This is a genomic window from Micromonospora sp. WMMD987 (genome assembly GCF_029581435.1).
GTDB classification, from domain to species: Bacteria; Actinomycetota; Actinomycetes; order Mycobacteriales; family Micromonosporaceae; genus Micromonospora; species Micromonospora rifamycinica.
In genome coordinates, this window is the sequence record NZ_CP120861.1 from 3,378,007 (window position 1) to 3,400,994 (window position 22,988).

Sequence of the window (22,988 nt, forward strand, 5' to 3'; positions counted from 1 at the left end):
GGCCGGTGGGCCTGCCGTGCCGACCGGCCGGGATGGCGTCCGGGCAGGTCACGGCCCGGTCCGCGACGGGGTGCGGGGAGTGGGCGACCGCACCGCCGCCGTCTGCGAGCCTAGGCCGACGGCGTCGCCGGGGGACAGGGCCGAACGGCGAGGGGCCGGCCACCATGGACATTTGATCATGTCTATCGGGGCGATTGACGCCTGTCAGACGGCACGGCTAGGTTTCTGGACCATCGTCCGGGCGGTGCCGTCGATGGACGCCGGCCCTGGGCGGCCAACCATGGAGGTTCAATGTCGACCCCGAAGAGATGGCAGGTCATAGCGTCTGCGGCCGCGTTGCTGGTCGTGAGCGCCCCGGCGGTGGTGGCCAGCGCCGGACCGTCCGATTCCGACGGTGGCGGGGCTGCCGCCCGGCCGCAGTGGGCGGGTACCTGGGCCGCGGCGGTCACCCGCGGCAACACCGTCGGGCTGACCAACACCGGCCTGAACAACCAGAGCATCCGGATGACCGTGCGCACCACCGTGGGTGGCGAGCGGCTGCGGGTCCGGCTGAGCAACCTCTACGGCGAGCAGGCGGTGCAGGTGGGGCACGCCACCGTCGCCCGCCCGAACGCCGCCACCCTCACCGACCGGTCGGACATCCTCCCCGGCACCCTGCGGGAGCTGAGGTTCGACGGGTCCACCTCGGCGACCATGAACAAGGGCGCCGAGCTGCTCAGCGACCCGCTGACCTACCAGGTGGGCGAGCAGGAGGACCTGGTCGTCACCCTGCACTTCCCGGTGCTCACCGGGCCGGTCACCTTCCACGGCCAGTCCAAGGTCACCACCTTCATCGGGGCCAACGACCTGACCACCGCCACCGACGGCGCCGGCTTCACCATCCGGCCGGACTGCTGCTGGATGTTCCTGTCCGGCATCGACGTGCTGCGCCCGAAGAGCCCCGGCGCGGTGGTGGTGCTCGGCGACTCGATCGGGGACGCCAACGGCAGCACCGTCAACGCCAACAAGCGCTGGCCGGAGCTGCTCGCCGGGCGGCTGGTCGCCGCGCGTCCCGAGGTGCGTACCCCGGGGGTGCTCAACCTGAGCCTGGCCGGCAACCGGCTCAACCACGAGGGCACCGAGCCCGGCGCGGGCGGATTCCCCGGCTACCACGAGCTGGGCCCGAACGCGCTGGCCCGGCTCCACGAGGACGTCTTCCCGCAGACCGGGGTGAAGACCCTGGTGACCCACCTCGGCATCAACGACATCTGGATGTCCGACGACTCCGCCGACCGGATCATCGCCTCGCTGCGGCAGATCAACAAGCAGGCCAAGGCACGTGGCCTGCGCAGCCTCGCGGTCACCCTCACCCCCTACGAGGGGCACGGCAACCCGGGGGTGTGGACGCCCGAGAAGGAGACCACCCGCCAGGCGGTGAACACCTGGCTGCGCGGCCCGGGAGCGGCCGAGTTCGACGGGCTGCTCGACTTCGACGCGGTACTGCGCGACCCGGCCCAGCCGAGCCGGCTGCTGCCCGCGTACGACGCCGGTGACCACATCCACCCGAACGACGCCGGCAACCAGGCGCTGGCCGACGCCGTACCCCTGCGACTGCTCGGTCTGTGACACCGGCGGGGCGGCGGGGGTGACCCGCCGCCCCACCGGTCATTTCCTGGGGAGGAAGCACCATCGTGGACGTCGACGAGATCATGACCGGCCTCTACAGCGAGGCCGGCCGGCAACACCCCTACCCGTGGTACGCCGCCCTGCACGAGCACGGGCCGATCAGCGCCATCCCGACCCGCCCGGAGCACAGCACGATCTCCGCGGTGGCGGTCGGCTACGACCTGGTCGACCAGGTGCTGCGCGACCCGGAGTGGTACAAGCAGGCCCCACCGGGCTGGCAGGACCACGAGATCCTGCGCACCTTCCAGTCGTCGATGATGTTCGTCAACCCGCCCGACCACGGTCGGATGCGCGGCGTCTTCGCCCGTACCTTCACTCCGCGCCGGCTGGGCGCGCTGGAGCCGGTGATCGTCCGGGTGGTCGACACCCTGCTGGACCGGATGGCGGACGCGGGCGCCGACGGCGGCGAGGTCGACTTCGTCGCGGAGTTCGCCTACCCGGCGCCGGCCCTGGTGATGGCCGAGTTCATCGGCCTGCCCGAGAGCGAGTTGGCCTGGTACCGGCAGCGGGTCGACTGGATCGACGAGTTTCTCGACGTCGCCGGCAAGACCCCGCAGCGGTTGGCGCTGGCCAACCAGGCCGCCGAGGAACTGCGGGCGTTGTACCGGGACCTGATCGCGCACCGCCGGGGCCGACCCGGCGACGACCTGATCTCCGGGCTGGTCGAGGCCCTGGACTCCGGCGAGGTCGACCTGACCGAGGAGGAGTTGATCAGCAACCTGATCGTGCTGTTCAACGCCAGCTTCGTCACCACCGTCTACATGTTCAGCAACGGACTGCCGGTGCTGGTGGACCACCCCGACACGGTGGCCGCGCTGCCCGGCGACGACGCCCTGGCGCAGGGCTGCGTGGACGAGGTGCTGCGGCTGGAGAGCCCGGTGCACTTCCTGGCCCGCGCCGCGCCCCGCGACACCGACCTGGGCGGGGTGCCGGTCGCCCGGGACGAGAACGTGCTGCTGATCATCGCGGGGGCCAACCGTGACCCGCGCCGCTTCCCCGAGCCGGACCGGTTCGACCCGCGCCGCGCCGGCCCGCCCTCGTTGGCCTTCGGTGTCGGTCCGCACTTCTGCCTCGGTGCGGCGGTGTCCCGCCTGGAGGGCCGGATCGGCCTGCCCCGGCTGTTCGCCCGGTTCCCCCGGCTCGCGGTCAGCCGGCAGGCTGACTACAGCGGGAGCCTGTTCCTGCGCGGCATCGACAAGCTCTTCGTCACCACCGGCGGATAGGAGCCAGCCCATGTCCCTCGATCCCCAGGTGGTCGCCTACCGGGCCGCGCGGGCCGCCACCGGCACCCCGCCGCTGTACACCCAGACCCTCGCCGAGGCCCGCGCCGCCGATCTCGCCGCGATCCGGGCCGGCGGCGGCGACGTCGAGCCGGTCCACGAGGTACGCGACACGACCGTGCCCGGCCCCGCCGGGGACCTGCGGGTCCGGGTGCACCGCCCGGCCGGTGACGGGCCGCTGCCCACCCTGGTCTACTTCTTCGGTGGCGGCTGGACGTTGGGCAGCGTGGAGACCGCCGACGGGATCTGCCGGCGGCTGGCCAACGCCACGCCCTGCCAGGTGGTGACGGTCGGCTACCGGCTGGCCCCGGAACACCCGTTCCCGGCGGCCGTGCTGGACTGTCACGCGGCCACCCGGTGGCTGGCCGGGCACGCCGCCGACCTCGGGGTGGACCCGGATCGGCTGGTGGTGGGCGGGGACAGCGCCGGCGGCAACCTGGCGGCGGCGGTGACCCTGCTGGCCCGCGCCGAGGGCGGCCCCCGGCTGGCCGGGCAGCTGCTGGTCTATCCGAACACCGACCAGCGCTCCACCCCCCGTCCCGCCGAGGGCCGGGACGCCGACGATGACCAGGATCCGCTGCTGTTCAACCGGCACTCCGTCGACTGGTACCGCGGTCACTACCTGGCCGACCCGGCGGACGCGGCCGACCCGTTGGCCTCGCCGCTGCTCGCCGACGACCTGTCCGGCCTGCCCCCGGCCCTGGTGCTCACCGCCGAGCACGACCCGCTGCGTGACGAGGGGGAGCGGTACGCGCAGCGGCTGCGGGAGGCCGGGGTGCCGGTCCGGGCCAGCCGCTATCCCGGCATGATCCACGGCTTCTTCGCCATGCCGGGGATCTTCGACGCCGGCCGCCGCGCCCAGGACGAGGCCGCCGCCTTCCTCCGCGACGTCTTCGGCCTGCCCGCCCCACCGGACGCCACCCCGGCCGTCCTGGTCGACACCCCGGTCGGGGACGGTCGGTGACGGTGGTCGCCCGGCCTCCGGTCAGCCTGGCCGACTTCGCCGACCTGGCCCGCGAGGTGCTGCCGGCCGCGGTCTGGGACTTCGTCAGCGGGGGCAGCGGCGTCGAGACCACCCTGGCCGCCAACCGGGCCGCGCTGGACCGGGTGGCCGTGCTGCCCCGGGTGCTCACCGGAGTGGAACGGCCCCGCACCGAGGCGGTGCTGCTCGGCCGGGAGCAGTCCATGCCGGTGGCGGTGGCACCGATGGCGTACCAGCGGTTGCTGCACCCCGACGGTGAACCGGCCCTCGCGGCGGCGGCCGGCGCGGCCGGGGTGCCCTACGTGCTCAGCACGCTGAGCAGCACCCCGATCGAGGAGGTCGTCGCCGCCACCGAGGGGCCGGTCTGGTTCCAGCTCTACTGGCTGCGCGACCGGGCACTGGTCGCCGAGCTGCTCGACCGCGCGCACGCCGCCGGCTGCGCCGCGCTGATGGTCACCGTGGACGTGCCGGTGCTCGGCCGGCGGCTGCGCGACGTCCGCAACGGCTTCGCGCTGCCGCCGGAGGTGACCGCCGCCAACCTGCCCGGCGGCCGGGACGACCTGGCGCACGCCGGCACCCCCGGGGTGTCCGCCGTCGCGGTGCACACCGAGACCGTCTTCGCCCCCGCGCTCAGCTGGGCGGACCTGGCCTGGCTGCGGGACCGTACCCGGTTGCCGCTGCTGGTCAAGGGCATCCTCGACCCGCGCGACGCGGTCCGCGCCGCCGACGTCGGCGTGGACGCGGTGGTGGTCTCCAACCACGGCGGCCGGCAGTTCGACGGGGCGCCGGCCACCGCCACCGTGCTGTCCGAGGTGGTCGCGGCCGTCGGTGACCGGATCGAGGTGCTGGTGGACAGCGGGATCCGGTCCGGTACCGACGTGCTGCGGGCCCTCGCCCTCGGCGCGACCGGCGTGCTGCTCGGCCGCCCCCTGCTCTGGGCGCTCGCGGCCGGTGGTCGGGCCGGGGCCCGGACCGCCCTCGACCTGCTCGCCGTGGAGCTGCGCGACGGGCTGACCCTGACCGGCTGCGCCGACCCGGGGCAGGCCCGGCGGCTGCGTACCCTGACCGGAGGCTGACCCGGTGGACCATCCGGTGGACCTGGACCTGGCGACCCTGCACCCGGCGGTCGACGACCCGGCGCTGAACTCGATGAACTTCCTCAACGAGGTCGCCGGGCACTGGCCCGACGCGGTGTCGCTGGCCGCCGGCCGACCGTACGAGGAGTTCTTCGACGACGACGCGCCGGGACGCTGGCTGGACAGGTTCCGCCGGCACCTCGCCGACGACCTCGGGCAGCGCCCCGACCAGGTCCGCCGCACCCTGTTCCAGTACGGCCGGACCAAGGGGATCATCCACCATCTGATCGCCCGCAATCTCGCCGTCGACGAGGACGTCCACGTCGACGACGAGGCGGTGGTGGTGACCGTCGGCTGCCAGGAGGCGATGCTGCTGGTGCTCCGGGCGCTGCGGGCCGGGCCGTCCGACGTGCTGCTCGCCGTCGCCCCGACGTACGTGGGGCTGACCGGCGCGGCCCGGCTGGTGGACCTGCCGGTCCGGCCGGTGGCCGGTGGTCCGACCGGGATCGACCTGGCCGACCTGCGGATCCAGCTGCGTCGGGCGCGCACCGAGGGGTTGCGTCCCCGGGCCTGCTACGTGATGCCCGACTTCGCCAACCCCTCCGGCACCAGCATCCCGGTGGTCGACCGGCGACGGCTGCTCGACCTGGCCGCCGAGGAGGATCTGCTGCTCATCGAGGACAACCCGTACGGGCTGTTCCCGGCCGGTGACGCCGACCGCCGGCCGACGCTGAAGGCGCTGGACACCCGGCGGCGGGTGGTCTACCTCGGCTCGTTCGCCAAGACCGTGCTGCCCGGCGCCCGGATCGGTTACCTGGTGGCCGACCAGCGGGTCGCCGGTGCCGACGGCACGGTGGGGCTGCTCGCCGACCAGCTTGCCAAGATCAAGAGTATGGTCACGGTGAACACGTCCCCGCTGGCCCAGGCCGTGATCGGCGGGGCGCTGCTGGAGCACGGCTGCTCGCTGGTCGCCGCGAACCGGCGGGAACGGGCCGCGTACACCCGCAACCGCGACCACCTGCTGGCCGGGCTGCGCCGCCGCTTTCCGGCCGGCTCGCCGGTCCGCTGGAACGCTCCGGCCGGCGGCTTCTTCGTCGTGGTCACCGTGCCGTTCCCGGTCGACGACGCGCTGCTGCGGCGCTCCGCCGAACGGTACGGCGTGCTCTGGACGCCGATGGCGCACTTCTACGACGACGGCCGCCCGGTCGACGCGCTGCGGCTGTCGGTCAGCGCCGTCACCCCGGAGCAGATCGACCTCGGCCTGGACCGGCTGGCCGCCCTGATCACCGACGAACTGGCCCGCCTGTCCGCCCGGTGACCGCTGACCGTCGGATGAGCGGCGACGGTGGTCCCGACCGGCTCCCGCCGTGCGGCTGGCCCGTTGTTCCGGCTGTCCCGCCGGGTGGTCCACGGTAGGTGGTCACCACCCGGTGTCGTCGAGCCGCCACCTGCCGTGCTGTGCGACGGATGGTCGGGTGGCCATAATGGACGCATGATCGCTTGGGAGTACGCCCTGTTGGTCCGTCGCTACCAGGGGCAGGGACGCCAGTTCCACGTCTCGTTCGTCTGGTACGGCCCGGACGGCTCACGCACCGATGTCACCGCCTACGGCGACACCGCCATCGCCCACCTCAACCGGGTCGGTCGGGAGGGCTGGGAGCTGGTCTCCGCCGCCGAGGACGTCAACAACGTACAGGGCAGCACCGAGGTCCACCGCTACCACCTCAAGCGCCCCCTTCCCTGACCCTCCCACCCCACCGCGCCCGCCCCGGGCGATCAAGAGGTTCAGGTCATGGGCGGAAGTTCGGTGACCTGAACCTCTTGATCGACACGCGCCGGTGGGAAGGGCGGATCAGCCCAGGGTGATGGTGGGGTAGAGGGGGAAGCCGGCGAGCAGGTCGGTGGCCTGCTTGCTGATCTTGTCGGCCACCGCCGGGTCGAGGACGTACTTGGCCTTCGACGGGGTGCCGTCGGCGTTGGCGCCCGGCGTGGTCTGGCTGAGCACGGTGTGGATCAGCTCGGCGGTGACGTCCATCTCGGCGGTGCCGAGGCCCCGGCTGGTCAGCGCGGGGGTGCCGATCCGGATGCCCGAGGTGTACCAGGCGCCGTTGCGGTCCTGCGGCACGGCGTTGCGGTTGGTGACGATGCCCGAGTCGAGCAGCGCCTGCTCGGCCTGCCGGCCGGTCAGCCCGTAGCCGGAGACGTCGAGCAGCACCAGGTGGTTGTCGGTGCCGCCGGTGACCAGGGTGGTGCCCCGGCGCAGCAGCCCCTCGGCGAGCGCCTGCGCGTTGTCGACGATCCGCTGGGCGTAGTCGGCGAAGTCGGGCCGGCGGGCCTCGGCCAGCGCTACCGCCTTGGCCGCCATCACGTGCGGCAGCGGGCCGCCGAGCACCATCGGACAGCCCCGGTCGACCTGGTCGGCCAGCTCCGGGCCGCAGAGCACCATGCCGCCGCGCGGGCCGCGCAGCGACTTGTGGGTGGTGGTGGTGACGATGTGCGCGTGCGGCACCGGGTCGAAGTCGCCGGTGAAGACCTTCCCGGCGACCAGGCCGGCGAAGTGCGCCATGTCGACCATGAAGGTCGCGCCGACCGAGTCGGCGATCTCCCGCATGATCCGGAAGTTCACCTTCCGGGGGTACGCCGAGTAGCCGGCGACCAGGATCAGCGGCTTGAAGTCCCGGGCGGCCTGGGCGACCCGGTCGTAGTCGATCAGGCCGGTGGCCGGGTCGGTGCCGTAGCTGCGCTGGTCGAACATCTTGCCGGAGATGTTCGGCCGGAAGCCGTGGGTGAGGTGGCCGCCGGCGTCCAGCGACATGCCCAGCATCCGTTGGTTGCCCAGCTCGCGGCGCAGCGCGAACCAGTCCGCCTCGGTCAGGTCGTTGACCTGACGTACCTGGGCCTTCTTCAGGGCGGGGGACTCGACCCGGTCGGCCAGGATCGCCCAGAAGGCGACCAGGTTGGCGTCGATGCCGGAGTGCGGCTGCACGTACGCGTGGGAGGCCCCGAACAGCTCCTTGGCGTGCTCGGCGGCGAGCGCCTCGACGGTGTCGACGTTCTGGCACCCGGCGTAGAAGCGACGGCCGACGGTGCCCTCGGCGTACTTGTCGCTGAACCAGTTGCCCATGGTGAGCAGGGTCGCCGGGGAGGCGTAGTTCTCGCTGGCGATCAGCTTCAACGACTCCCGCTGGTCGGCCAGCTCCGCGCCGATGGCGTCGGCCACCCGGGGCTCGACGGCCCGGATCACCTCGAGCGCGCTGCGGAAGGCGGTGGATTCGGCGTTCAGCGACATGCGACCTCCAGGTGGCGTACGGAAGGCCCAGGCGCTCGGCGTGCGTCCTCATGACGGGGCCGCTTCCCGATGGTGCTCCATCCCCACGCGCCAGTCACGGCCCGCGACGATCCTACCGGGTGCCCGGCGGAGGCGTCCGGAGCACCTCCGGCGCCGCTGCCGGGCACCCGGTGCCGGATGACCTTCTGCAATACGATCGGCGGATGCTGGGGGAGGACACCGAGGGCAGTCTGGTCGCGATCAGCGACCTGCACATCGGGTACGCGGAGAACCGTGCCCTGGTCGAGGCGCTACGACCCACCTCGCCACGGGACTGGCTGATCGTCGCCGGTGACGTGGCGGACACCGTGGCCGACATCGAGTGGGCGCTCGGCCTGCTCGCCCAACGCTTCAACACCGTCATCTGGGCGCCCGGCAACCACGAACTGTGGACCCCGCCGGCCGATCCGGTGACCCTGCGCGGGGTGGCCCGCTACGAACTGCTGGTGCGGCGGTGCCGGGAGTTGGGCGTGGTCACCCCCGAGGACGACTACCGGGTGTGGCGGGGACCGGGCGGCCCCGCGCTGGTCGCGCCGCTGTTCCTGCTGTACGACTACAGCTGGCGACCGCCGGGGTTCGACACCCGGGAGGCCGCCCTGGCGGAGGCGTACGAGACCGGGATCGTCTGCACCGACGAGTTCCTGCTGCACCCCGACCCGTACCCGAGCCGGCAGGAATGGTGTGCGGCCCGGCTGGACGCGACCGCCCGCCGGTTGGCGGCCCGGGATCCGGCGCTGCCCACCGTGCTGGTCAACCACTGGCCACTGGACCGCCACCCGACCGAGGTGCTGCGCTACCCGATCTTCGCGCAGTGGTGCGGGACGGACGCCACCGCCGACTGGCACCGCCGGTTCGCCGCCGCCGCGGTCGTCTACGGGCACCTGCACATCCCGCGTACCACCTGGAAGGACGGGGTGCGGTTCGAGGAGGTCTCGGTCGGTTACCCCCGGGAGTGGCGGCCGCGCCGCCTCCCACCGGGGCGGGTGCGGCGGATTCTCCCGGCCCCGGAGGGCACCCCGCTGACCGCCTGGTGAACCACCGGCTCAGCCGGCGTCGAGGCGGGTGAGCAGCTCCTCCTCAGCCGGCGTCGAGGCGGGTGAGCAGCTCCTCGGTCACCGCGCCGAGGCGACGGGCCGCGACGGGATCGAGCGTCCGGGTCGACGGTGGCACGGGTCGACCCCGGTCGTCGGCGGTCAGGGCGTCCGACGGCGGGTCGTCGATCCACTCCACGACGGGGTGGACCGCCTTCCCGACCGGCTGGGCGAACACCGACGCCGCCCGGACCACCCCACGGACCGGTGCCGGCAGGGCGGACAGGTCGCCGCTGCGGGTGAAGCCGGGGTGGTAGAGCACGTACCGGGCCCGTGCGCCGGAGCGTGCCGCGAAGTCCACCCCGAGCAGGTCGTTGGCCCGACCGGCCTGCAACTGCGCGTCGACCATGCCGTACCCGTGGGCCAGCTGGAGGTCGTCCCAGTGGATCGACCCCCGGGTGACGCCCACCCCGGCCACGTTGACCACGACCGGCCGTTCGGCGGCGTCCAGCTGGTCGCGCAGACCGTGGCTGAGCAGGTAACGGCTCAGGTAGTACAGGGCGAAGGTCTGCTCCAGGCCCTCGTCGGTGACCACCCGCCGGGGCGACTGCCGGTTGGCGCACAGCACCAGGGCGTCCACCGCCGGCCACCGCTGCCGGATGACGTCGATGACCCGACGGGTCTCGGCCACCGACCGCAGATCCGCCCGGAGGAAGTGCACCCGGTCGGAGAGCGCCCGCACCGCCCGCCCCTTCACGGGGTTGCTTCCGATGGCGACGACCTCGTCGCCGCGCCGGAGCCGGGCTTCGAGCGTGCCCCGACCGATGCCGTCGGTGCCGCCGCTGATGACGGTGACCCGCATACCGCCCCTTCCCGTCGCCCGCCGGCACCCGTTCGGCACCGGACGTCGACCCCGCATCGTGACCGGCACAATCCTCTGCGGAGGCCGGCGACAACGGAAGAAGGCAGTGTCATGTCCGCACCGAACACGGATGTTCGTTCCCTGGTGGTGACGGCCCTGCCGACGCCGGTGCCGGCCGACGAGTACGACGGCTGCCCGGTCACCGGACTGCTGCGGCTGCTCGGCGACAAGTGGTCGATGCTGGTGCTGGCCCTGCTGGGTCGTCGGCCGTACCGCTTCAACGAACTGCACCGCGCCATCGGGGGGATCAGCCAACGCATGCTGACCCGCACCCTGCGCGGTCTGGAGTCGGCCGGGCTGGTGCTGCGCGAGGTCCATCCCACCGTCCCGCCCAGCGTCGGGTACCGGCTCACCCCGCTCGGGCAGAGCCTGCTCGGCCCGCTGTCCGGCCTCGCCGACTGGGCGGTCGACAACGAGGCCGCGCTCGCCGCCGCCCGCCGCCCGGTCGCCGCCGCGACATCGTCCGGGCCGAACCGACCGGCCGGGTGACCCCGGCCCCGCGCGGGGCGGAACCGCGAATTCCGGGCCGCGCCCACCGGTGGGTGGTGGGCTACGCGGGGCGAACCGCGAGCGCCCGCGCGTACCACGTCACGAGGGGCCCGACCGCCGGTCGGGCCCCTCGTGACGTGGTTCGGACAGAACGTGGGGGTCAGGCGGTGGTGGCGTGCCGGGCGCTCCTGACCGCCTTCGGGTCGCTGGGCGAACGGGGGGCGTCCGGGCGCAGCGCGATCATCCGCTCACCGATCTCCTGGAGCTGCTTGCGGCCGAGCGCCTCCCGCACCTTCGGGAACCACTCCTGCTCCTCCTCCTCGACGTGGTGCTCGACGTTCTCGATCAGCACCGTGGTCTTGGCGACGAAGTGGTCGTCGGCGGCGTCCATCGCGGCCAGTTCGGCGCAGAGCACGTCGGCGACGTGGTGCTCCTCGTACGACTCGAGAATGTCGTCCTCCAGGTCCGGCAGGAGCTTGCGGACCTCCGGGTACATCACCTCGTTCTCCAGGTAGGTGTGCGTCGTCAGGGCGGCCACGATCTCGTCGACCAGCTTGCGGCGGCGAGCGACCGGTCCCTCCTGCGCCTTCTCGAACTCGCGGAAGAGGCGGCGCATCTCCTTGTGGTCCTCTTTGAGCAGGACGATGGCGTCGGTGGACACGGCGGACCTCCTTGATCGGCTGACGGCAATCCCGGTACCCGGGGACGAACTGCGCAAACGGATCGCGGTCGGCGGATGTTCGACACCCTCAGACGGTGGCGATGGTGTGCGGGATCTCGTCGAGCAGCTCGCGGGCGAGGAACCCGATTCGGCCGAACCGGGGCACCAGCCGTTGCCCGCTGACCGCGTGCACCCACGCCGCCCAGCAGGCCGCCTGGGCGGGCTCCGCGCCCCGGGAGAGCAGCCCGGCGAGCAGTCCGGCCCGCACGTCGCCGCTGCCCGAGGTGCCCAGCCCGGCATCGCCGCTCTCCTCCCGCCAGCCCTGGCCGTCGGGGGTGGCGATGTGCCCGTACAGGGAGACCACCGCCTCGTACCGGCGGGCCAGTTCGCGGGACTCGGCGTCCAGGTCGTCGCCGGGGTCACGGCCGAGCAGGTGCCGGGCCTCGGTGAGGTTGGGGGTCAGCACCACCTTCCGGTCCGCGCCGACCAGCAGGTCCGGTTCGTGGCTGAGCGCGCCCAGCGCGTACGCGTCGAAGACCAGCGCGGTGTGCGGCCCGGCCGCCGACAGCACCAGGCGCAGCAGCGCGCGGGTCTGGTCGATGTCGTTGAGGCCCGGCCCGACGGTGACCACGTCGGCCCGCTCCACCAGCTCGCCGAGCCGGTCGCCCGGGTCACCGGCGACCGCGCCGTCGGCGGTCTCCGCCAGGCCCACCACCATGGCCTCGGGCACCTGGATGCTCAGCGCGGCGGCGGTGGACTCGGCGGCGGCCAGTTGGAGCACCCCGGCCCCGGCGCGCAGCGCGGCCACCCCGGCCAGCAGCACCGCGCCCGGGGTGAACCGGGAACCGCCGACGACCAGGACCGTTCCCCGGTTGTCCTTGCCGCCGGTCGGCACCGGCAGCGCCCAGTCCCGCAGCAGCCCCGGGGTGATGACCCGGGTCTCAGACCGGTTCGGCATGGATCTCGTCCTCCGTCGTGGGCGCGGTGCCCTGTGCGTGCAGGTGGGTGACGTCGTTGAAGGTGTCCGGGACGAGCCGGCCTCCGGCGCCCGCCGACCAGCCGGTCACCGAGCAGTTGGCGATCACGTGTTCCCGGGTCAGGGCCATCAGCTCCGCCTCGGTCAGCCCTTCCACCAGGTAGCGGAGCAGGAACACCAGGGCGTCGTGCCCGAACAGCAGCACCCGCCGCCCCTCGTGGTCGCGGCGCAGGTCGCCGAGGAGGGTACGCAGCCGCAGCGCCACGTCGGTCCAGGACTCGCCGCCCGGCGGCCGGTAGTAGAACTTGCCCAGCCGGTGCCGCCGGGCCGCCTCGTCCGGGAACCGGCGGGCCACCCCGTGCCCGGTGAACCCGTCGAGGATGCCCAGTTCCCGGTCGCGGAGCCGCTCGTCGACACTGGCCGGGATGCCGGTGCCGGCCAGGGCCAGCTCGGCCGTCCGCACCGCCCGCCGGTACGGCGAGACGACCGCCACGTCGGGCCGATGCCGCTGCGGCAGCCCGGCCAGCCAGCGGGCGGTGGCCCGGGCCTGCTCCTCGCCGGTGTCCGACAGGGGCACGTCGGCGTCCCGGTGGGTCAGGTCGATCAGCTCCGCGCCGTTCTGTTCGGCCGCCGAGGCGGCGACGTTCGCCGTGCTCTCACCGTGCCGGACGATCCACAGCGCCCCCAGTTCCGCCATGCCCCCATGCCTACCCCCGCCTCCACCCCGATAACCGTCCACCCGCCCCGCCCCGCCGTGGCCCGCCCCGTCCACCTGCCCCGCCCCGTCCACCCGCCCCGCCCGGCCCCGTCCACCCGCCCCGCCCGCCGTGCCGTGGCCCGCCTGACCCGCCCCACCCCGCCGTGGCCCGCCTGACCCGCCGTGGCCCGCCTGACCCGCCGTGGCCCACGCGTCGGCTCGCCATCCAGTCGGTCGGTGGCCCTGCCGCCGGGAGATCTTGGTGGCAAATGGCCCCCCTGGGGGCCAGAATCTTCCAAGATCTACAGGACTCCCGGCGGCGGAGGCGGCGCTCCCCGAGTGGGGGTGGTGGGGTGGGAGTGGTGGGGTTCGGGTGGTGGAGTGGGGCGGGGCGGGCGATACCCTGCGCGCGTGGACGGCGGGATGGACAGTGGGGTGGGCGGCGAACGGGTGGCGGCATCGCTCACCGAGTGGCTGAGCCGGCTGGAGTTCACCGACCTGGGCACCGACGAGGTGACCGCGCGGATCATCGACGCCGTGCTGGCCTGGGCCGCCGAGCAGGGCTGGCGGTCCTACCGGCGGGCGGCGAGCGTGCTGCCGCTACCGCCGCCGATGACCGACCGCCACTCGGTGCTGGACGTGGCGTGTGCCCGCCGCGACGGACCACCCGTGGTGGTCGAGGTCGACCACACCGACCGGCGGCGCACCTGGGAGAAGCTCGCGGCGGAGGCCGCCGCCGGCCGGGTCGCCCTCTGGGTGCGCTGGGGTCCGGGGAAGTTCGCCGTGCCGCCGGCTCCGATCCACCTGGTCACCTGTGAGGTGGCCCGACACGCCGGGCCGGCGGGCGCGGGCCGCCGACACAGCCGGACGACGGGTCCGGCCCGACCGGCACCCGTCCACACTGCCCGTGACGTCGACCCGGTCGTCGAGCCGCTACCGCTGCCGCCTGCCGGTTTCTGACCAGGTCGACGGCTGGCCGCGCAGCAGAGCAGGGGTAACAGGCCGGTCGAGGCGGCGGGGGTGACGCGGGGTCGACGCGCGGCTACTCGAAGCGGGTCGGGTCGCCCGCGCCGTAGCGGACGATCTCCGGCTCGTCGGTGGAGAAGTCGATCACGGTGGTGGGCAGCGTGCCGCACTCGCCGGAGTCGACCACCGCGTCGATCGCGTGGTCCAGCCGTTCCTTGATCTCCCAGCCCTGGGTCATCGGCTCGGACTCGCCGGGCAGCAGCAGGGTGCTCGACGCCAGCGGTTCACCCAGCGCCGCCAGCAGCGCCTGCGCGACCGGGTGGTCGGGGATGCGTACCCCGACGGTCTTCTTCTTCGGATGCAGCAGCCGGCGCGGCACCTCCTTGGTGGCGGGCAGGATGAACGTGTAGCTGCCCGGGGTGGCCGCCTTCAGCGACCGGAACACCGCGTTGTTGATGTGCACGAACTGGCCGAGCTGCGCGAAGTCCCGGCACACCAGAGTGAAGTGGTGCTTGCTGTCCAGCTGCCGGATCTCCCGGATCCGGTCGAGGCCGTCCCGGTTGCCGAGCTGGCAGCCCAGCGCGAAGCACGAGTCGGTCGGGTAGGCGACCAGGCCGTCGGCCCGCAGCAGGTCGACCACCCGGGCGATCGTCCGGGGCTGCGGGTTCTCCGGGTGTACGTCGAGATAGGTCGCCATGGCGGCGAGCCTAGTGGGGCAGCGGTGGCGGCTGCCGGTGAGCCCGGAGCACGTCGCGCGCCCAGGTCAGCATGTGGCATTCGCCGTCGCGGCACTGGAAGCAGCGGCGCAGTGGTGGCGGCCCGTCCGGGGCCTCGTGGTGCTGGGCCAACACCCGGTGGGTGGTCCAGATGACCAGGGCGGGCGAGATCGGTTCGTCCATCGGCATGGTCGGCCCTTTCTGGGGACAGGCAGGTCCGGGCACCGATCTCCGATCAGGCACCCGGACCGCTACCGGCAACTCAGATGACTGATCGTCATGAGCTGCCACTCACCGTAGTTATGTACAAGCATGAACGTCTAGGCACGTATCCAAAAAATCTGCCTCGTCTACGCTCGATTAGCTTCGTCTCGTGATCGATCCAGACGGGCCGGTGCCGGTCTACCGCCAGGTGGCGAACATCCTGGCCGGTCGGATCAGCAACGGTGACCTCGTGGCGCACCGGCCGATTCCGAGCGAAGCGGCGATCGTGCAGGAGTTCGGGGTGGCCCGGGGGACCGCCCGACGTGCCGTTGCGGAGCTACGCGAGCGTGGACTGGTCTACACCGTGCCGCAGCGCGGAACCTACGTCGGGCAACCCGAGGCGTAGCCCTCCGCAGGAACCCGGGACAGGTCCTAGGGTTTCATCGTGAGACTCGTAGCCCTCTCCGACATCGCGGACATGCTCGGTGGGGTGTCGCGCACCAGGGCCACCGAGATCACCAACCGCCCGACCTTCCCGCCGCCGATCGACACGGTGGCCAGCGGCAAGGTCCGGGTCTGGGACCGGGCGGCAGTCGACGCGTGGATCCGGCGGTACCGGCCGAACCAACCGCGCGGCGCGGACGACGACGAACGCTGAACGGCCCGGTCGCGATCCGGTGAGCCGGCTCCGGGTGTCGGGGGTGGCCGTTACCGTGTGAGCGTGGCGACGGCGGCCGAGGAGATCCAGGTGGGGGAGCGGCTGGTCCGCGTCTCCAGCCCCGACAAGCCGTACTTTCCCGAGCGCGGGCTGACCAAGCGGGACGTGATCGGCTACTTCCTGGCCGTCGGCGACGGCATCCTGCGCGCCCTGCGGGACCGCCCGACGATGCTGGAGCGCTGGCCGCGCGGCGTGTTCGAGGGGGCGAAGATCGGCACCCGGCAGGACAACCGGGGTGACGCCTTCTATCAGAAACGGCTGCCGGCGGGCGCTCCCGACTGGGTGCGCACGGCACATCTCACCTTCCCCAGTGGTCGCACCGCCGACGAGATCGCGCCGGGCGAGTTGGCGGTGGTGATCTGGGCGGCCAACCTCGGCACCCTGCGGTTCCACCCGTGGCCGGTGACGGCGGCCGACGTGGAGCGCCCCGACCAGCTCCGGATCGACCTCGATCCGATGCCGGGGGTCGGCTTCGACCGGGTGGTACCGGTGGCGCACGAGGTCCGGGCCTTCCTCGCCGAGCTGGGCATGGTCGGCTATCCGAAGACGACCGGCGGGCGCGGCCTGCACGTCTACCTCTCCATCGAGCCCCGGTGGAGCTTCGGCGAGTGCCGGCGCGCGGTGCTCGCCCTGGGCCACGAGCTGGGGCGTCGGCTGCCCGACCTGGTCACCACCACCTGGTGGCGCGAGCAGCGGGACCGGCCGGTCTTCATCGACTACAACCAGATGGCCCGCGACCACACGGTGACCTCGGCATACTCGATCCGGCCCACCCCGGCGGCGCTGGTGTCGGCTCCGCTGGACTGGTCCGAGCTGGACGACGCCCGGCCGGAGGACTTCGACGTGCTGAGCATGCCGGCCCGGTTCGCCGAGCGCGGTGACCCGCACGCCGGCTTGGACGGCGACCGCTACTCGCTGGAGCCGCTGCTGGCGTTGGCCGACCGCGCCGGCCTGGCCGCCCCGCCGGAACGCTGACGAGCCGCCCGGTCGGCCGATCAGGCCCAGGGGCTGCCGGCCCCGTCGAACTCGTCGAAGACCAGCCAGGTCCGGGTGGAGAGCACCCCGACGATGCCCTGCACCCGGCTCAGCACCACGTCCCGCAGGGTGGCGTTGTCCGGCGCGCGGACCAGGGCCAGCACGTCGTGCTCCCCGCTGAGCAGCGCCACGTGCTCGATGTAGCGCACCCGGGCCAGCTCCGCCGACACCTCCCGCCAGGTGTTCTGCTGGATGGTCAGCGAGATGTACGCCGAGGTGCCCAGCCCGGCCGGCTCGGGCGCCACCCGGGCCCGGAACCCGGTGATCACCCCGTCCCGCAGCAGCCGCTCCACCCGGGCGTACGCGTTGGTGCGCGAGACGTGCACCCGCTCGGCGAGCGTACGCATGGACAGCCGGCCGTCCCGGGTCAGCTCGTCGAGGACCCGTCGGTCCACCTCGTCCAGCGGGGTGACCGAACGTCCCGTTCCGCCCGGCGGGCCCGGCTGTGGGCTGGTCTGCTGGCTCATCAGATACTCCCCGGTAGGCCAATCGTCCCGCGTTCACCACGGATGTTGAGTCAATCATCCAACCGCAGGAGCATAGGGCCACCACACGTCCAGGAGGTCCCCGCCGTGACGACCACACCCCAGGCGGTCCGCAGGGCATCCCCGCGTACCCGTCGACCGGCCACCCCGGTCGCCCCCGACCCCACCGCCGGCCTGCTCCCGCAGACCGAGCCGGTACGGCTGCTCGCCCCCGACGGCACCCCGCTGCCGCCCCGCGCCGACCTGCCCGAGCCCTCCGTCGGGGTACTGCGTGAGATGTACCGCCGGATGGTCGTCGGCCGCCGCTTCGACGCGCAGGCCACCGCGCTGACCAAGCAGGGGCGGCTCGCCGTCTACCCGTCCTCGCGGGGACAGGAGGCCTGCCAGGTCGGCGCGGTGCTCGCGTTGCGCGACGACGACTGGGTCTTCCCCACCTACCGGGAGTCGATGGCGCTGACCGCCCGGGGCATCGACCCGGTCGAGGTGCTGACCCTGCTCCGTGGCGACTGGCACTGCGGCTACGACCCGACGGTGGTGCGCACCGCGCCGCAGTGCACCCCGCTGGCGACCCAGTGCGTGCACGCCGCCGGGCTGGCCTACGGGGAGTCCTACCAGGGGCGGGACACCGTGGCGTTGGCGTTCATCGGGGACGGGGCGACCAGCGAGGGCGACTTCCACGAGGGGCTGAACTTCGCCGCCGTGTTCAAGGCCCCGGTCGTCTACTTCGTGCAGAACAACAAGTACGCGATCAGCGTGCCGCTGTCCCGGCAGACCGCCGCGCCGAGCCTGGCCTACAAGGGCGTCGGCTACGGGGTGCCCAGCGAGCAGGTCGACGGCAACGACCCGGTGGCCGTCCTCGCGGTGCTCACCCGGGCGGTGGCGCACGCCCGCGCCGGACACGGGCCGTACCTGGTCGAGGCGCACACCTACCGGATGGAGGCGCACACCAACGCCGACGACGCCAGCCGCTACCGGGATCCCGACGAGGTCGAGGCGTGGCGCGACCGCGATCCGGTGGCCCGGCTGGAGGCGTACCTGCGCAGCCGGGGTGAGCTGGACGACGCGGCCGTCTCGGCGGTCGCCGCCGAGGCCGAGCGCTACGCCGCCGACCTGCGGGACCGGATGAACGCGCAGCCCGCCGTCGACCCGCTGAGCCTGTTCGACCACGTCTTCGCCGAGCCGACCCCGCAACTGGTCGAGCAGCGGGAGATGGTCCGGGCCGAGCTGGCCGCCGACGCGGAAGGGGACGCCTGATGGCCACCATGACCATGGCGAAGGCGCTCAACGCCGCGCTGGCCGACGCGATGCTCGACGACGAGCGGGTGCTCGTCTTCGGCGAGGACGTCGGGCAGCTCGGCGGGGTCTTCCGGATCACCGACGGGTTGCAGGCCCGGTTCGGTGACAAGCGGTGCTTCGACACCCCGCTCGCCGAGGCCGGCATCGTCGGGTTCGCCGTCGGCCTGGCCATGTCCGGGCTGCGGCCGGTGGTCGAGATGCAGTTCGACGCGTTCGCCTACCCGGCGTTCGAGCAGATCGCCTCGCACGTGGCGAAGCTGCGCAACCGCACCCGGGGCGCGCTGAGCGTGCCGATGGTCATCCGGGTGCCGTACGCCGGTGGGATCGGCGGGGTGGAGCACCACTGCGACTCGTCCGAGGCGTACTACGCGCACACCCCCGGCCTGAAGGTGGTGACCCCGGCGACGGTCGAGGACGCGTACTCGCTGCTGCGGGAGGCGATCGCCGACCCGGACCCGGTGGTGTTCCTGGAGCCCAAGAAGCTCTACTTCGCCAGCGGCGAGGCCGAGTTGCCGGCCCGTACCGCGCCGTTCGGCCGGGCCGTGGTCCGTCGGCCCGGCACCGACGCCACCCTGGTCGCGTACGGCCCGGCGGTGCCGGTCGCGCTGGAGGCCGCCGAGGCGGCCCGGGACGAGGGCTGGGACCTCGAGGTGGTCGACGTGCGGACCATCGTGCCGTTCGACGACGCCACCGTCACCGCCTCGGTCCGCCGCACCGGCCGGTGCCTGGTGGTCACCGAGGCGCAGGGCTTCGCCGGGGTCGGCGCGGAGATCGCCGCCCGGGTGCAGGAACGCTGCTTCCACGCCCTGCACGCCCCGGTGCTGCGGGTGTCCGGGCTGGACATCCCCTACCCGGCACCGATGCTGGAGCACACCCACCTACCCGGGGTGGACCGGGTCCTCGACACCGTGGCCCGCCTCCAGTGGGACGACCGGCCCGACCCGCGCTGGGTGGCCCAGGGGAGCGCGGCGTGAGCGCCCGCACCGCCACCGGCACCCGGGTCTTCCTCCTGCCCGACCTGGGCGAGGGGCTCAGCGAGGCCGAGATCGTCGAGTGGAAGGTCGCCGTCGGTGACCTGGTCACCGTGGACCAGAGCGTGGTGGAGGTGGAGACCGCCAAGGCCGTGGTCGACGTGCCCTGCCCGTACGCCGGACGGGTGGTCGCCCTGCACGGCGCGGCCGGCGAGACGCGTCCGGTCGGCCAACCGCTGATCACGATCGCGCCGGTCGACGGCGGCGACGAGCCCGCCGGACACGCCACCTACCGCGAGGAGGAGCGGGCCGGCTCCGGCAACGTCCTGATCGGGTACGGCACCGGCCACGGCGGCAACCGGCGGCGGCGACGTCCCCGGCTGACCCTGGCGCCGGAGCCGGCCGCCGAGGCTGCCGTGCCCCCCGCCCCCGGGGGGACGGCCGGCCCGTCGTCCCCGCCGAGGCTCCCGGCCGACGCGGGTGGGGACGACCCGGTCTCCGGGATGTCCACCGACGGCGTCGTCGCGCCGGCCGGGGACGGCACCGCGCCGGCCGGGGACGGCACCGCGCCGGCCGGCGGGACGGCACCCCTGGTCATCTCGCCGATCGTGCGGCGGCTCGCCCGCGAGCACGGGGTGGACCTGACCGGGCTGCGCGGTACCGGCCCCGGCGGCGTGGTCCGCCGGGCCGACGTGGAGGCCGCCCTGGCCACCGCGCCGCAGCGGCACACCGGCGACCCGGGCCGGCCCGCCGCCGTCGCGGACCCGGCCCCGGCGACGCACGTCGGGCCGGCCCCGGCCGACGCGTCCGACGTGGTCATCCCGCTGACCGGCATCCGCCGGGTGATCGCCGACAAGCTCTCCCGCAGCCGCCGGGAGATCCCCGAGGTGACCATCTGGGTCGACGCGGACGCCACCGCGCTGCTGGCGACCCGGGCGGCGATCAACGCGGCCACCCCGGCCACCCCGGTCAGCGTGCTGGCCCTGCTGGCCCGGATCTGCCTCAGCGGGCTGCGGCGGTTCCCGCAGCTCAACGCGCACGTCGACACCGAGGGGCAGCGGATCGTCCAGTCGGCCGGGGTGCATCTGGGCATCGCCGCACAGACCGACCGGGGCCTGCTCGTCCCGGTGCTGCGCGACGCCCAGCGGCTCACCACCCGGGAGCTGGCCGCCGCCCTGGCCGAGACCACCGCCGCCGCCCGCGCCGGCACCCTGCCGCCGGCCCGGCTCACCGGTGGCACCTTCACCCTGAACAACTACGGCGTGTTCGGAGTGGACGGTTCCACCCCGATCATCAACCATCCGGAGGCCGCGCTGCTGGGGGTCGGACGGATCGTGGACAAGCCGTGGGTGGTCGACGGGCAGCTGGCGGTCCGCAAGGTCACCCAGCTCAGCCTGACCTTCGACCACCGGGTCTGCGACGGCGGGGTGGCCGGTGGTTTTCTGCGGCACGTCGCCGACTGCGTCGAGCAGCCGGCGCTGCTGGTGGCGAACGTCTGAGCGGTACGCCCGGAGCCGGTCACCCCTGGGCGGGGTGGCCGGCTCCGTCGTTGCGCCGGGCGTTCGTCCGCTTCGTCCGGACCGGCGGGTCGCGGTGGGGTTTTCCGGTCGGCGGGCCGGGAAACCGCCGTCGGTCGTGGCCATGCCACATCGGTCGTGGCGGCCCTGTGCCGGTCGTGGCCGCACCGGGTCGGTCGTGGCCGTGCCGCCGAGAGGAGTTCCCCGTGCCGTACCAGGGTCTGCCCGTCGCCCTGCGGGACCGCCGCCCGCCCGTCGCTGGTGCGCCGCTGTGGTGCGACGCCCACGACTACGGCCTGACCGGTGACGGGGTGACCAACGACCAGCCGGCGCTGGCCGCCCTGGTGGACCGGCTCGGTGCCGGCTACGCGGCCGACGGGCGGGCGCGGGTGATCTGGTGCCCGCCGGGCATCTACTCCATCCGGGACGCCGGCACGGTGTGGCGCAGCGGGGTGTCGCTGATCGGTGCCGGCCCGGCCGCCACCCGGTTCCTGCTCAGCAACGAGGGCAACCGTAGCGACCCGACCCCGTTGGCGTTCTGGACGGTGCTCCAGCACGGCGCGGACCGGGACCGGCACATCGCCGACTGCACCTTCGCCGACTTCGAGATCGACGGCTCCGGGGTGGCGATGGCCGAGTACAGCTACCTGGCCAAGGGCCTGGGCCTGCAATACGTGGTGCGCGGGGTGTTCCGCAACCTCTACATCCACCACACCGGGGCCAGCGGGCTGGGCTGCGACTTCCTCCAGGATACCCTGATCGACGGGGTGGTGGTGGTCGGCTGTGGCCGGCTGGACAACGGCGAGCAGATGGGCGGCGCGGGCATCGGCATCGGCATCGGCGGTTGGGGCGACATGGAGCGGCTGACCATCGCCAACTGCACCGCCCTGGCCAACGGCACCAACGGCATCTTCCTCGAACTCCAGAAGGACTACTGGACGCCGCCGCGCGGCTACCGGATCGTGGGCTGCCACAGCCAGGGCAACCGGTTCGGCATCTCCGACTGGGGCGCCGACGGGCTGATCGTCACCGGCTGCACGATGACCGGCAACCTGGAGGCCGGCTACGACGTCTCGGGCAACGGCACCGCCGGCATCGCCGGACGCGGTGGCCTGCTCACCGACTGCGTGATCGACGGCAACGTGGGCGACGGGATCAGCGTGGGCAACACCCCGGGGCCGTACACGGTGCGTGGCAACCGGATCAGCGGCAACGGCGGGTACGGCTACCACCAGCACGATCTGGGCCGGGCCTACCCGCACCCGGCGCAGGACGTCGTGGTGGAGAGCAACGAGTTCTGGGGTAACGGCCTGGACGCGATCCGGGTGGACCGCCCGATGACCGACGCGATGGTGCTCGACAACCGGATCCGCAACAACGGCCGGCAGTGCGCGCAGGCGTCCCGTGGTGGCGGTGAGTCGGTCCGCTACGCCGAACGGTCCCTGGTCGACCGCTCGGCGACCTGGGCGCCGGACAGCCACCGGGGCAAGGTGCTGCGGGTCGGCCGGCGGGTGGCGGTGGTGGCCACCAACACCGGCACCGAGCTGCACCTCGCCCCGGTCCGCCCCGACGCCGTCACCGCCTGGAGCGGGGACACGCCGCTGCCGGGCACCCCGTACGAGTTGCCGGCCGCACCGCCGACCCGGGCCGGCATCGCGATCGACGCGGCGTTCGACGGCGCGACGGTGCGGGGCAACCGGGTCTGGGACAACCACGACGAGCGCACCCAGACGCACGGTCTCTGGATCACCGGCCGGGGCAGTTGTGTCGGTTGCCGGGTCGAGGACAACGACCTGGCCGGCAACGCGGTGGCGGCGCTCCGCCTGGACACCCCGCCGGTCGGTGGCCGTTGGCTGCGCAACCACGGTGACCAGGACTGGGACTGACGATCCGTGCCGCCCCGGCACGGGCGATCCCGGACATCGGCGTCACTGCGCCCCGTCCGACATCGCGGGGGTCGATATGCCCGCCGT

The 22,988-nt window shown here is 73.5% G+C and carries 24 protein-coding genes and 1 riboswitch; of the genes, 16 read left to right on the forward strand and 8 right to left on the reverse strand.

Annotation, left to right across the window (positions count from 1 at the left end; genetic code table 11):
- The first annotated feature begins 318 nt into the window (after nucleotides 1-318).
- The 6 genes from O7612_RS14195 to O7612_RS14220 all read left to right on the forward strand — a co-directional run bounded on the left by O7612_RS14195 (nucleotide 319) and on the right by O7612_RS14220 (nucleotide 6,747).
- Nucleotides 319-1,605, forward strand: coding sequence for an SGNH/GDSL hydrolase family protein (locus O7612_RS14195; RefSeq protein WP_282273912.1), 1,287 nt, complete (start codon nucleotides 319-321; stop codon nucleotides 1,603-1,605).
- A 62-nt stretch (nucleotides 1,606-1,667) separates the two neighbouring features.
- On the forward strand, nucleotides 1,668-2,888 hold the full coding sequence (locus O7612_RS14200) for a cytochrome P450 (protein WP_282273913.1): 1,221 nt from the start codon (nucleotides 1,668-1,670) through the stop codon (nucleotides 2,886-2,888).
- 10 nt (nucleotides 2,889-2,898) lie between these two features.
- Nucleotides 2,899-3,909 (forward strand): alpha/beta hydrolase, encoded by a 1,011-nt coding sequence (locus tag O7612_RS14205; protein WP_282273698.1) that lies wholly within the window; start codon nucleotides 2,899-2,901, stop codon nucleotides 3,907-3,909.
- Nucleotides 3,906-5,003 carry an alpha-hydroxy acid oxidase gene (locus O7612_RS14210; protein ID WP_282273699.1) on the forward strand — a complete coding sequence of 366 codons (1,098 nt, stop codon included), beginning with the start codon at nucleotides 3,906-3,908 and terminating at the stop codon, nucleotides 5,001-5,003. The genes O7612_RS14205 and O7612_RS14210 overlap by 4 nt, the downstream gene beginning before the upstream one ends.
- Nucleotides 5,004-5,007: 4 nt before the next feature.
- Nucleotides 5,008-6,321: a PLP-dependent aminotransferase family protein gene (locus tag O7612_RS14215; protein WP_282273700.1), complete on the forward strand. Its 1,314-nt coding sequence runs from the start codon at nucleotides 5,008-5,010 to the stop codon at nucleotides 6,319-6,321.
- 174 nt (nucleotides 6,322-6,495) lie between these two features.
- On the forward strand, nucleotides 6,496-6,747 hold the full coding sequence (locus tag O7612_RS14220) for a hypothetical protein (RefSeq protein ID WP_282273701.1): 252 nt from the start codon (nucleotides 6,496-6,498) through the stop codon (nucleotides 6,745-6,747).
- 108 nt (nucleotides 6,748-6,855) lie between these two features.
- On the opposite strand, the gene O7612_RS14225 is transcribed toward O7612_RS14220, so the two are convergent.
- Nucleotides 6,856-8,292 (reverse strand): glycine hydroxymethyltransferase, encoded by a 1,437-nt coding sequence (locus tag O7612_RS14225; protein WP_282273702.1) that lies wholly within the window; start codon nucleotides 8,290-8,292, stop codon nucleotides 6,856-6,858.
- Between the two features lie 18 nt (nucleotides 8,293-8,310).
- A riboswitch (ZMP/ZTP riboswitch) is annotated at nucleotides 8,311-8,400 on the reverse strand.
- A 95-nt stretch (nucleotides 8,401-8,495) separates the two neighbouring features.
- Here O7612_RS14225 and O7612_RS14230 point away from each other — a divergent pair.
- Nucleotides 8,496-9,365 carry a metallophosphoesterase gene (locus O7612_RS14230; protein ID WP_282273703.1) on the forward strand — a complete coding sequence of 290 codons (870 nt, stop codon included), beginning with the start codon at nucleotides 8,496-8,498 and terminating at the stop codon, nucleotides 9,363-9,365.
- A gap of 43 nt (nucleotides 9,366-9,408) precedes the next feature.
- Here O7612_RS14230 and O7612_RS14235 read toward each other — a convergent pair whose 3' ends face one another.
- The gene (locus O7612_RS14235) at nucleotides 9,409-10,224 is read right to left on the reverse strand and encodes an SDR family NAD(P)-dependent oxidoreductase (RefSeq protein ID WP_282273704.1); all 816 of its coding nucleotides are present in this window, start codon (nucleotides 10,222-10,224) and stop codon (nucleotides 9,409-9,411) included.
- Nucleotides 10,225-10,335: 111 nt separating this feature from the next.
- Here O7612_RS14235 and O7612_RS14240 point away from each other — a divergent pair, with 111 nt between their 5' ends.
- Nucleotides 10,336-10,773 (forward strand): helix-turn-helix domain-containing protein, encoded by a 438-nt coding sequence (locus O7612_RS14240; RefSeq protein ID WP_282273705.1) that lies wholly within the window; start codon nucleotides 10,336-10,338, stop codon nucleotides 10,771-10,773.
- Between the two features lie 160 nt (nucleotides 10,774-10,933).
- Here O7612_RS14240 and O7612_RS14245 read toward each other — a convergent pair whose 3' ends face one another.
- From O7612_RS14245 to O7612_RS14255, 3 genes are all read right to left on the reverse strand, one after another.
- Complete coding sequence (locus tag O7612_RS14245; RefSeq protein WP_282273706.1) at nucleotides 10,934-11,434, reverse strand: hemerythrin domain-containing protein; 501 nt, start codon at nucleotides 11,432-11,434, stop codon at nucleotides 10,934-10,936.
- Nucleotides 11,435-11,522: 88 nt separating this feature from the next.
- Nucleotides 11,523-12,392 carry an NAD(P)H-hydrate dehydratase gene (locus tag O7612_RS14250; protein ID WP_282273707.1) on the reverse strand — a complete coding sequence of 290 codons (870 nt, stop codon included), beginning with the start codon at nucleotides 12,390-12,392 and terminating at the stop codon, nucleotides 11,523-11,525.
- Complete coding sequence (locus O7612_RS14255; RefSeq protein ID WP_282273708.1) at nucleotides 12,376-13,107, reverse strand: histidine phosphatase family protein; 732 nt, start codon at nucleotides 13,105-13,107, stop codon at nucleotides 12,376-12,378. The genes O7612_RS14250 and O7612_RS14255 overlap by 17 nt, the downstream gene beginning before the upstream one ends.
- A 423-nt stretch (nucleotides 13,108-13,530) precedes the next feature.
- Here O7612_RS14255 and O7612_RS14260 point away from each other — a divergent pair, with 423 nt between their 5' ends.
- Nucleotides 13,531-14,067 (forward strand): hypothetical protein, encoded by a 537-nt coding sequence (locus O7612_RS14260; RefSeq protein ID WP_282273914.1) that lies wholly within the window; start codon nucleotides 13,531-13,533, stop codon nucleotides 14,065-14,067.
- 82 nt (nucleotides 14,068-14,149) lie between these two features.
- Here O7612_RS14260 and O7612_RS14265 read toward each other — a convergent pair whose 3' ends face one another.
- Nucleotides 14,150-14,770: an L-threonylcarbamoyladenylate synthase gene (locus O7612_RS14265; RefSeq protein WP_282273709.1), complete on the reverse strand. Its 621-nt coding sequence runs from the start codon at nucleotides 14,768-14,770 to the stop codon at nucleotides 14,150-14,152.
- 10 nt (nucleotides 14,771-14,780) lie between these two features.
- Complete coding sequence (locus O7612_RS14270; RefSeq protein ID WP_282273710.1) at nucleotides 14,781-14,972, reverse strand: hypothetical protein; 192 nt, start codon at nucleotides 14,970-14,972, stop codon at nucleotides 14,781-14,783.
- A gap of 190 nt (nucleotides 14,973-15,162) precedes the next feature.
- Between O7612_RS14270 and O7612_RS14275 the strand changes: the two genes are divergently transcribed.
- The 3 genes from O7612_RS14275 (at nucleotide 15,163) to O7612_RS14285 (ending at nucleotide 16,686) form a co-directional block, all read left to right on the forward strand.
- Nucleotides 15,163-15,399, forward strand: coding sequence for a winged helix-turn-helix domain-containing protein (locus O7612_RS14275; RefSeq protein WP_067308864.1), 237 nt, complete (start codon nucleotides 15,163-15,165; stop codon nucleotides 15,397-15,399).
- Nucleotides 15,400-15,438: 39 nt separating this feature from the next.
- Complete coding sequence (locus O7612_RS14280) at nucleotides 15,439-15,651, forward strand: hypothetical protein (RefSeq protein WP_067308866.1); 213 nt, start codon at nucleotides 15,439-15,441, stop codon at nucleotides 15,649-15,651.
- Between the two features lie 63 nt (nucleotides 15,652-15,714).
- Nucleotides 15,715-16,686 carry a DNA primase small subunit domain-containing protein gene (locus O7612_RS14285; RefSeq protein WP_282273711.1) on the forward strand — a complete coding sequence of 324 codons (972 nt, stop codon included), beginning with the start codon at nucleotides 15,715-15,717 and terminating at the stop codon, nucleotides 16,684-16,686.
- A 20-nt stretch (nucleotides 16,687-16,706) separates the two neighbouring features.
- Here the strand turns inward: O7612_RS14285 and O7612_RS14290 are convergent, their stop codons facing one another.
- Nucleotides 16,707-17,213 carry an Lrp/AsnC family transcriptional regulator gene (locus O7612_RS14290; RefSeq protein ID WP_282273712.1) on the reverse strand — a complete coding sequence of 169 codons (507 nt, stop codon included), beginning with the start codon at nucleotides 17,211-17,213 and terminating at the stop codon, nucleotides 16,707-16,709.
- Nucleotides 17,214-17,285: 72 nt separating this feature from the next.
- Between O7612_RS14290 and pdhA the strand changes: the two genes are divergently transcribed.
- The 4 genes from pdhA (at nucleotide 17,286) to O7612_RS14310 (ending at nucleotide 22,901) form a co-directional block, all read left to right on the forward strand.
- Entirely contained in the window at nucleotides 17,286-18,485 is a 1,200-nt protein-coding gene (pdhA, locus tag O7612_RS14295; protein ID WP_282273915.1) for a pyruvate dehydrogenase (acetyl-transferring) E1 component subunit alpha, read from the forward strand.
- Complete coding sequence (locus O7612_RS14300) at nucleotides 18,485-19,501, forward strand: alpha-ketoacid dehydrogenase subunit beta (RefSeq protein WP_282273713.1); 1,017 nt, start codon at nucleotides 18,485-18,487, stop codon at nucleotides 19,499-19,501. Before pdhA ends, O7612_RS14300 begins: the two co-directional genes overlap by 1 nt.
- On the forward strand, nucleotides 19,498-20,997 hold the full coding sequence (locus O7612_RS14305) for a dihydrolipoamide acetyltransferase family protein (RefSeq protein WP_282273714.1): 1,500 nt from the start codon (nucleotides 19,498-19,500) through the stop codon (nucleotides 20,995-20,997). Before O7612_RS14300 ends, O7612_RS14305 begins: the two co-directional genes overlap by 4 nt.
- Nucleotides 20,998-21,221: 224 nt before the next feature.
- A complete protein-coding gene (locus O7612_RS14310) occupies nucleotides 21,222-22,901 on the forward strand; it encodes a right-handed parallel beta-helix repeat-containing protein (protein ID WP_282273715.1) in 1,680 nt (559 codons plus the stop codon).
- Nucleotides 22,902-22,988 lie beyond the last annotated feature (87 nt).

Coding starts and splice junctions, on each gene's coding strand:
- O7612_RS14260 (WP_282273914.1), top strand. CDS start 13,531: ATGGACAGTGGGGTGGGCGGCGAACGGGTGGCGGCATCGCTCACCGAG.
- O7612_RS14255 (WP_282273708.1), bottom strand. CDS start 13,107: ATGGCGGAACTGGGGGCGCTGTGGATCGTCCGGCACGGTGAGAGCACG.
- O7612_RS14290 (WP_282273712.1), bottom strand. CDS start 17,213: ATGAGCCAGCAGACCAGCCCACAGCCGGGCCCGCCGGGCGGAACGGGA.
- O7612_RS14270 (WP_282273710.1), bottom strand. CDS start 14,972: ATGGACGAACCGATCTCGCCCGCCCTGGTCATCTGGACCACCCACCGG.
- O7612_RS14250 (WP_282273707.1), bottom strand. CDS start 12,392: ATGCCGAACCGGTCTGAGACCCGGGTCATCACCCCGGGGCTGCTGCGG.
- O7612_RS14265 (WP_282273709.1), bottom strand. CDS start 14,770: ATGGCGACCTATCTCGACGTACACCCGGAGAACCCGCAGCCCCGGACG.
- O7612_RS14220 (WP_282273701.1), top strand. CDS start 6,496: ATGATCGCTTGGGAGTACGCCCTGTTGGTCCGTCGCTACCAGGGGCAG.
- O7612_RS14225 (WP_282273702.1), bottom strand. CDS start 8,292: ATGTCGCTGAACGCCGAATCCACCGCCTTCCGCAGCGCGCTCGAGGTG.
- O7612_RS14240 (WP_282273705.1), top strand. CDS start 10,336: ATGTCCGCACCGAACACGGATGTTCGTTCCCTGGTGGTGACGGCCCTG.
- O7612_RS14230 (WP_282273703.1), top strand. CDS start 8,496: ATGCTGGGGGAGGACACCGAGGGCAGTCTGGTCGCGATCAGCGACCTG.
- O7612_RS14235 (WP_282273704.1), bottom strand. CDS start 10,224: ATGCGGGTCACCGTCATCAGCGGCGGCACCGACGGCATCGGTCGGGGC.
- O7612_RS14205 (WP_282273698.1), top strand. CDS start 2,899: ATGTCCCTCGATCCCCAGGTGGTCGCCTACCGGGCCGCGCGGGCCGCC.
- O7612_RS14300 (WP_282273713.1), top strand. CDS start 18,485: ATGGCCACCATGACCATGGCGAAGGCGCTCAACGCCGCGCTGGCCGAC.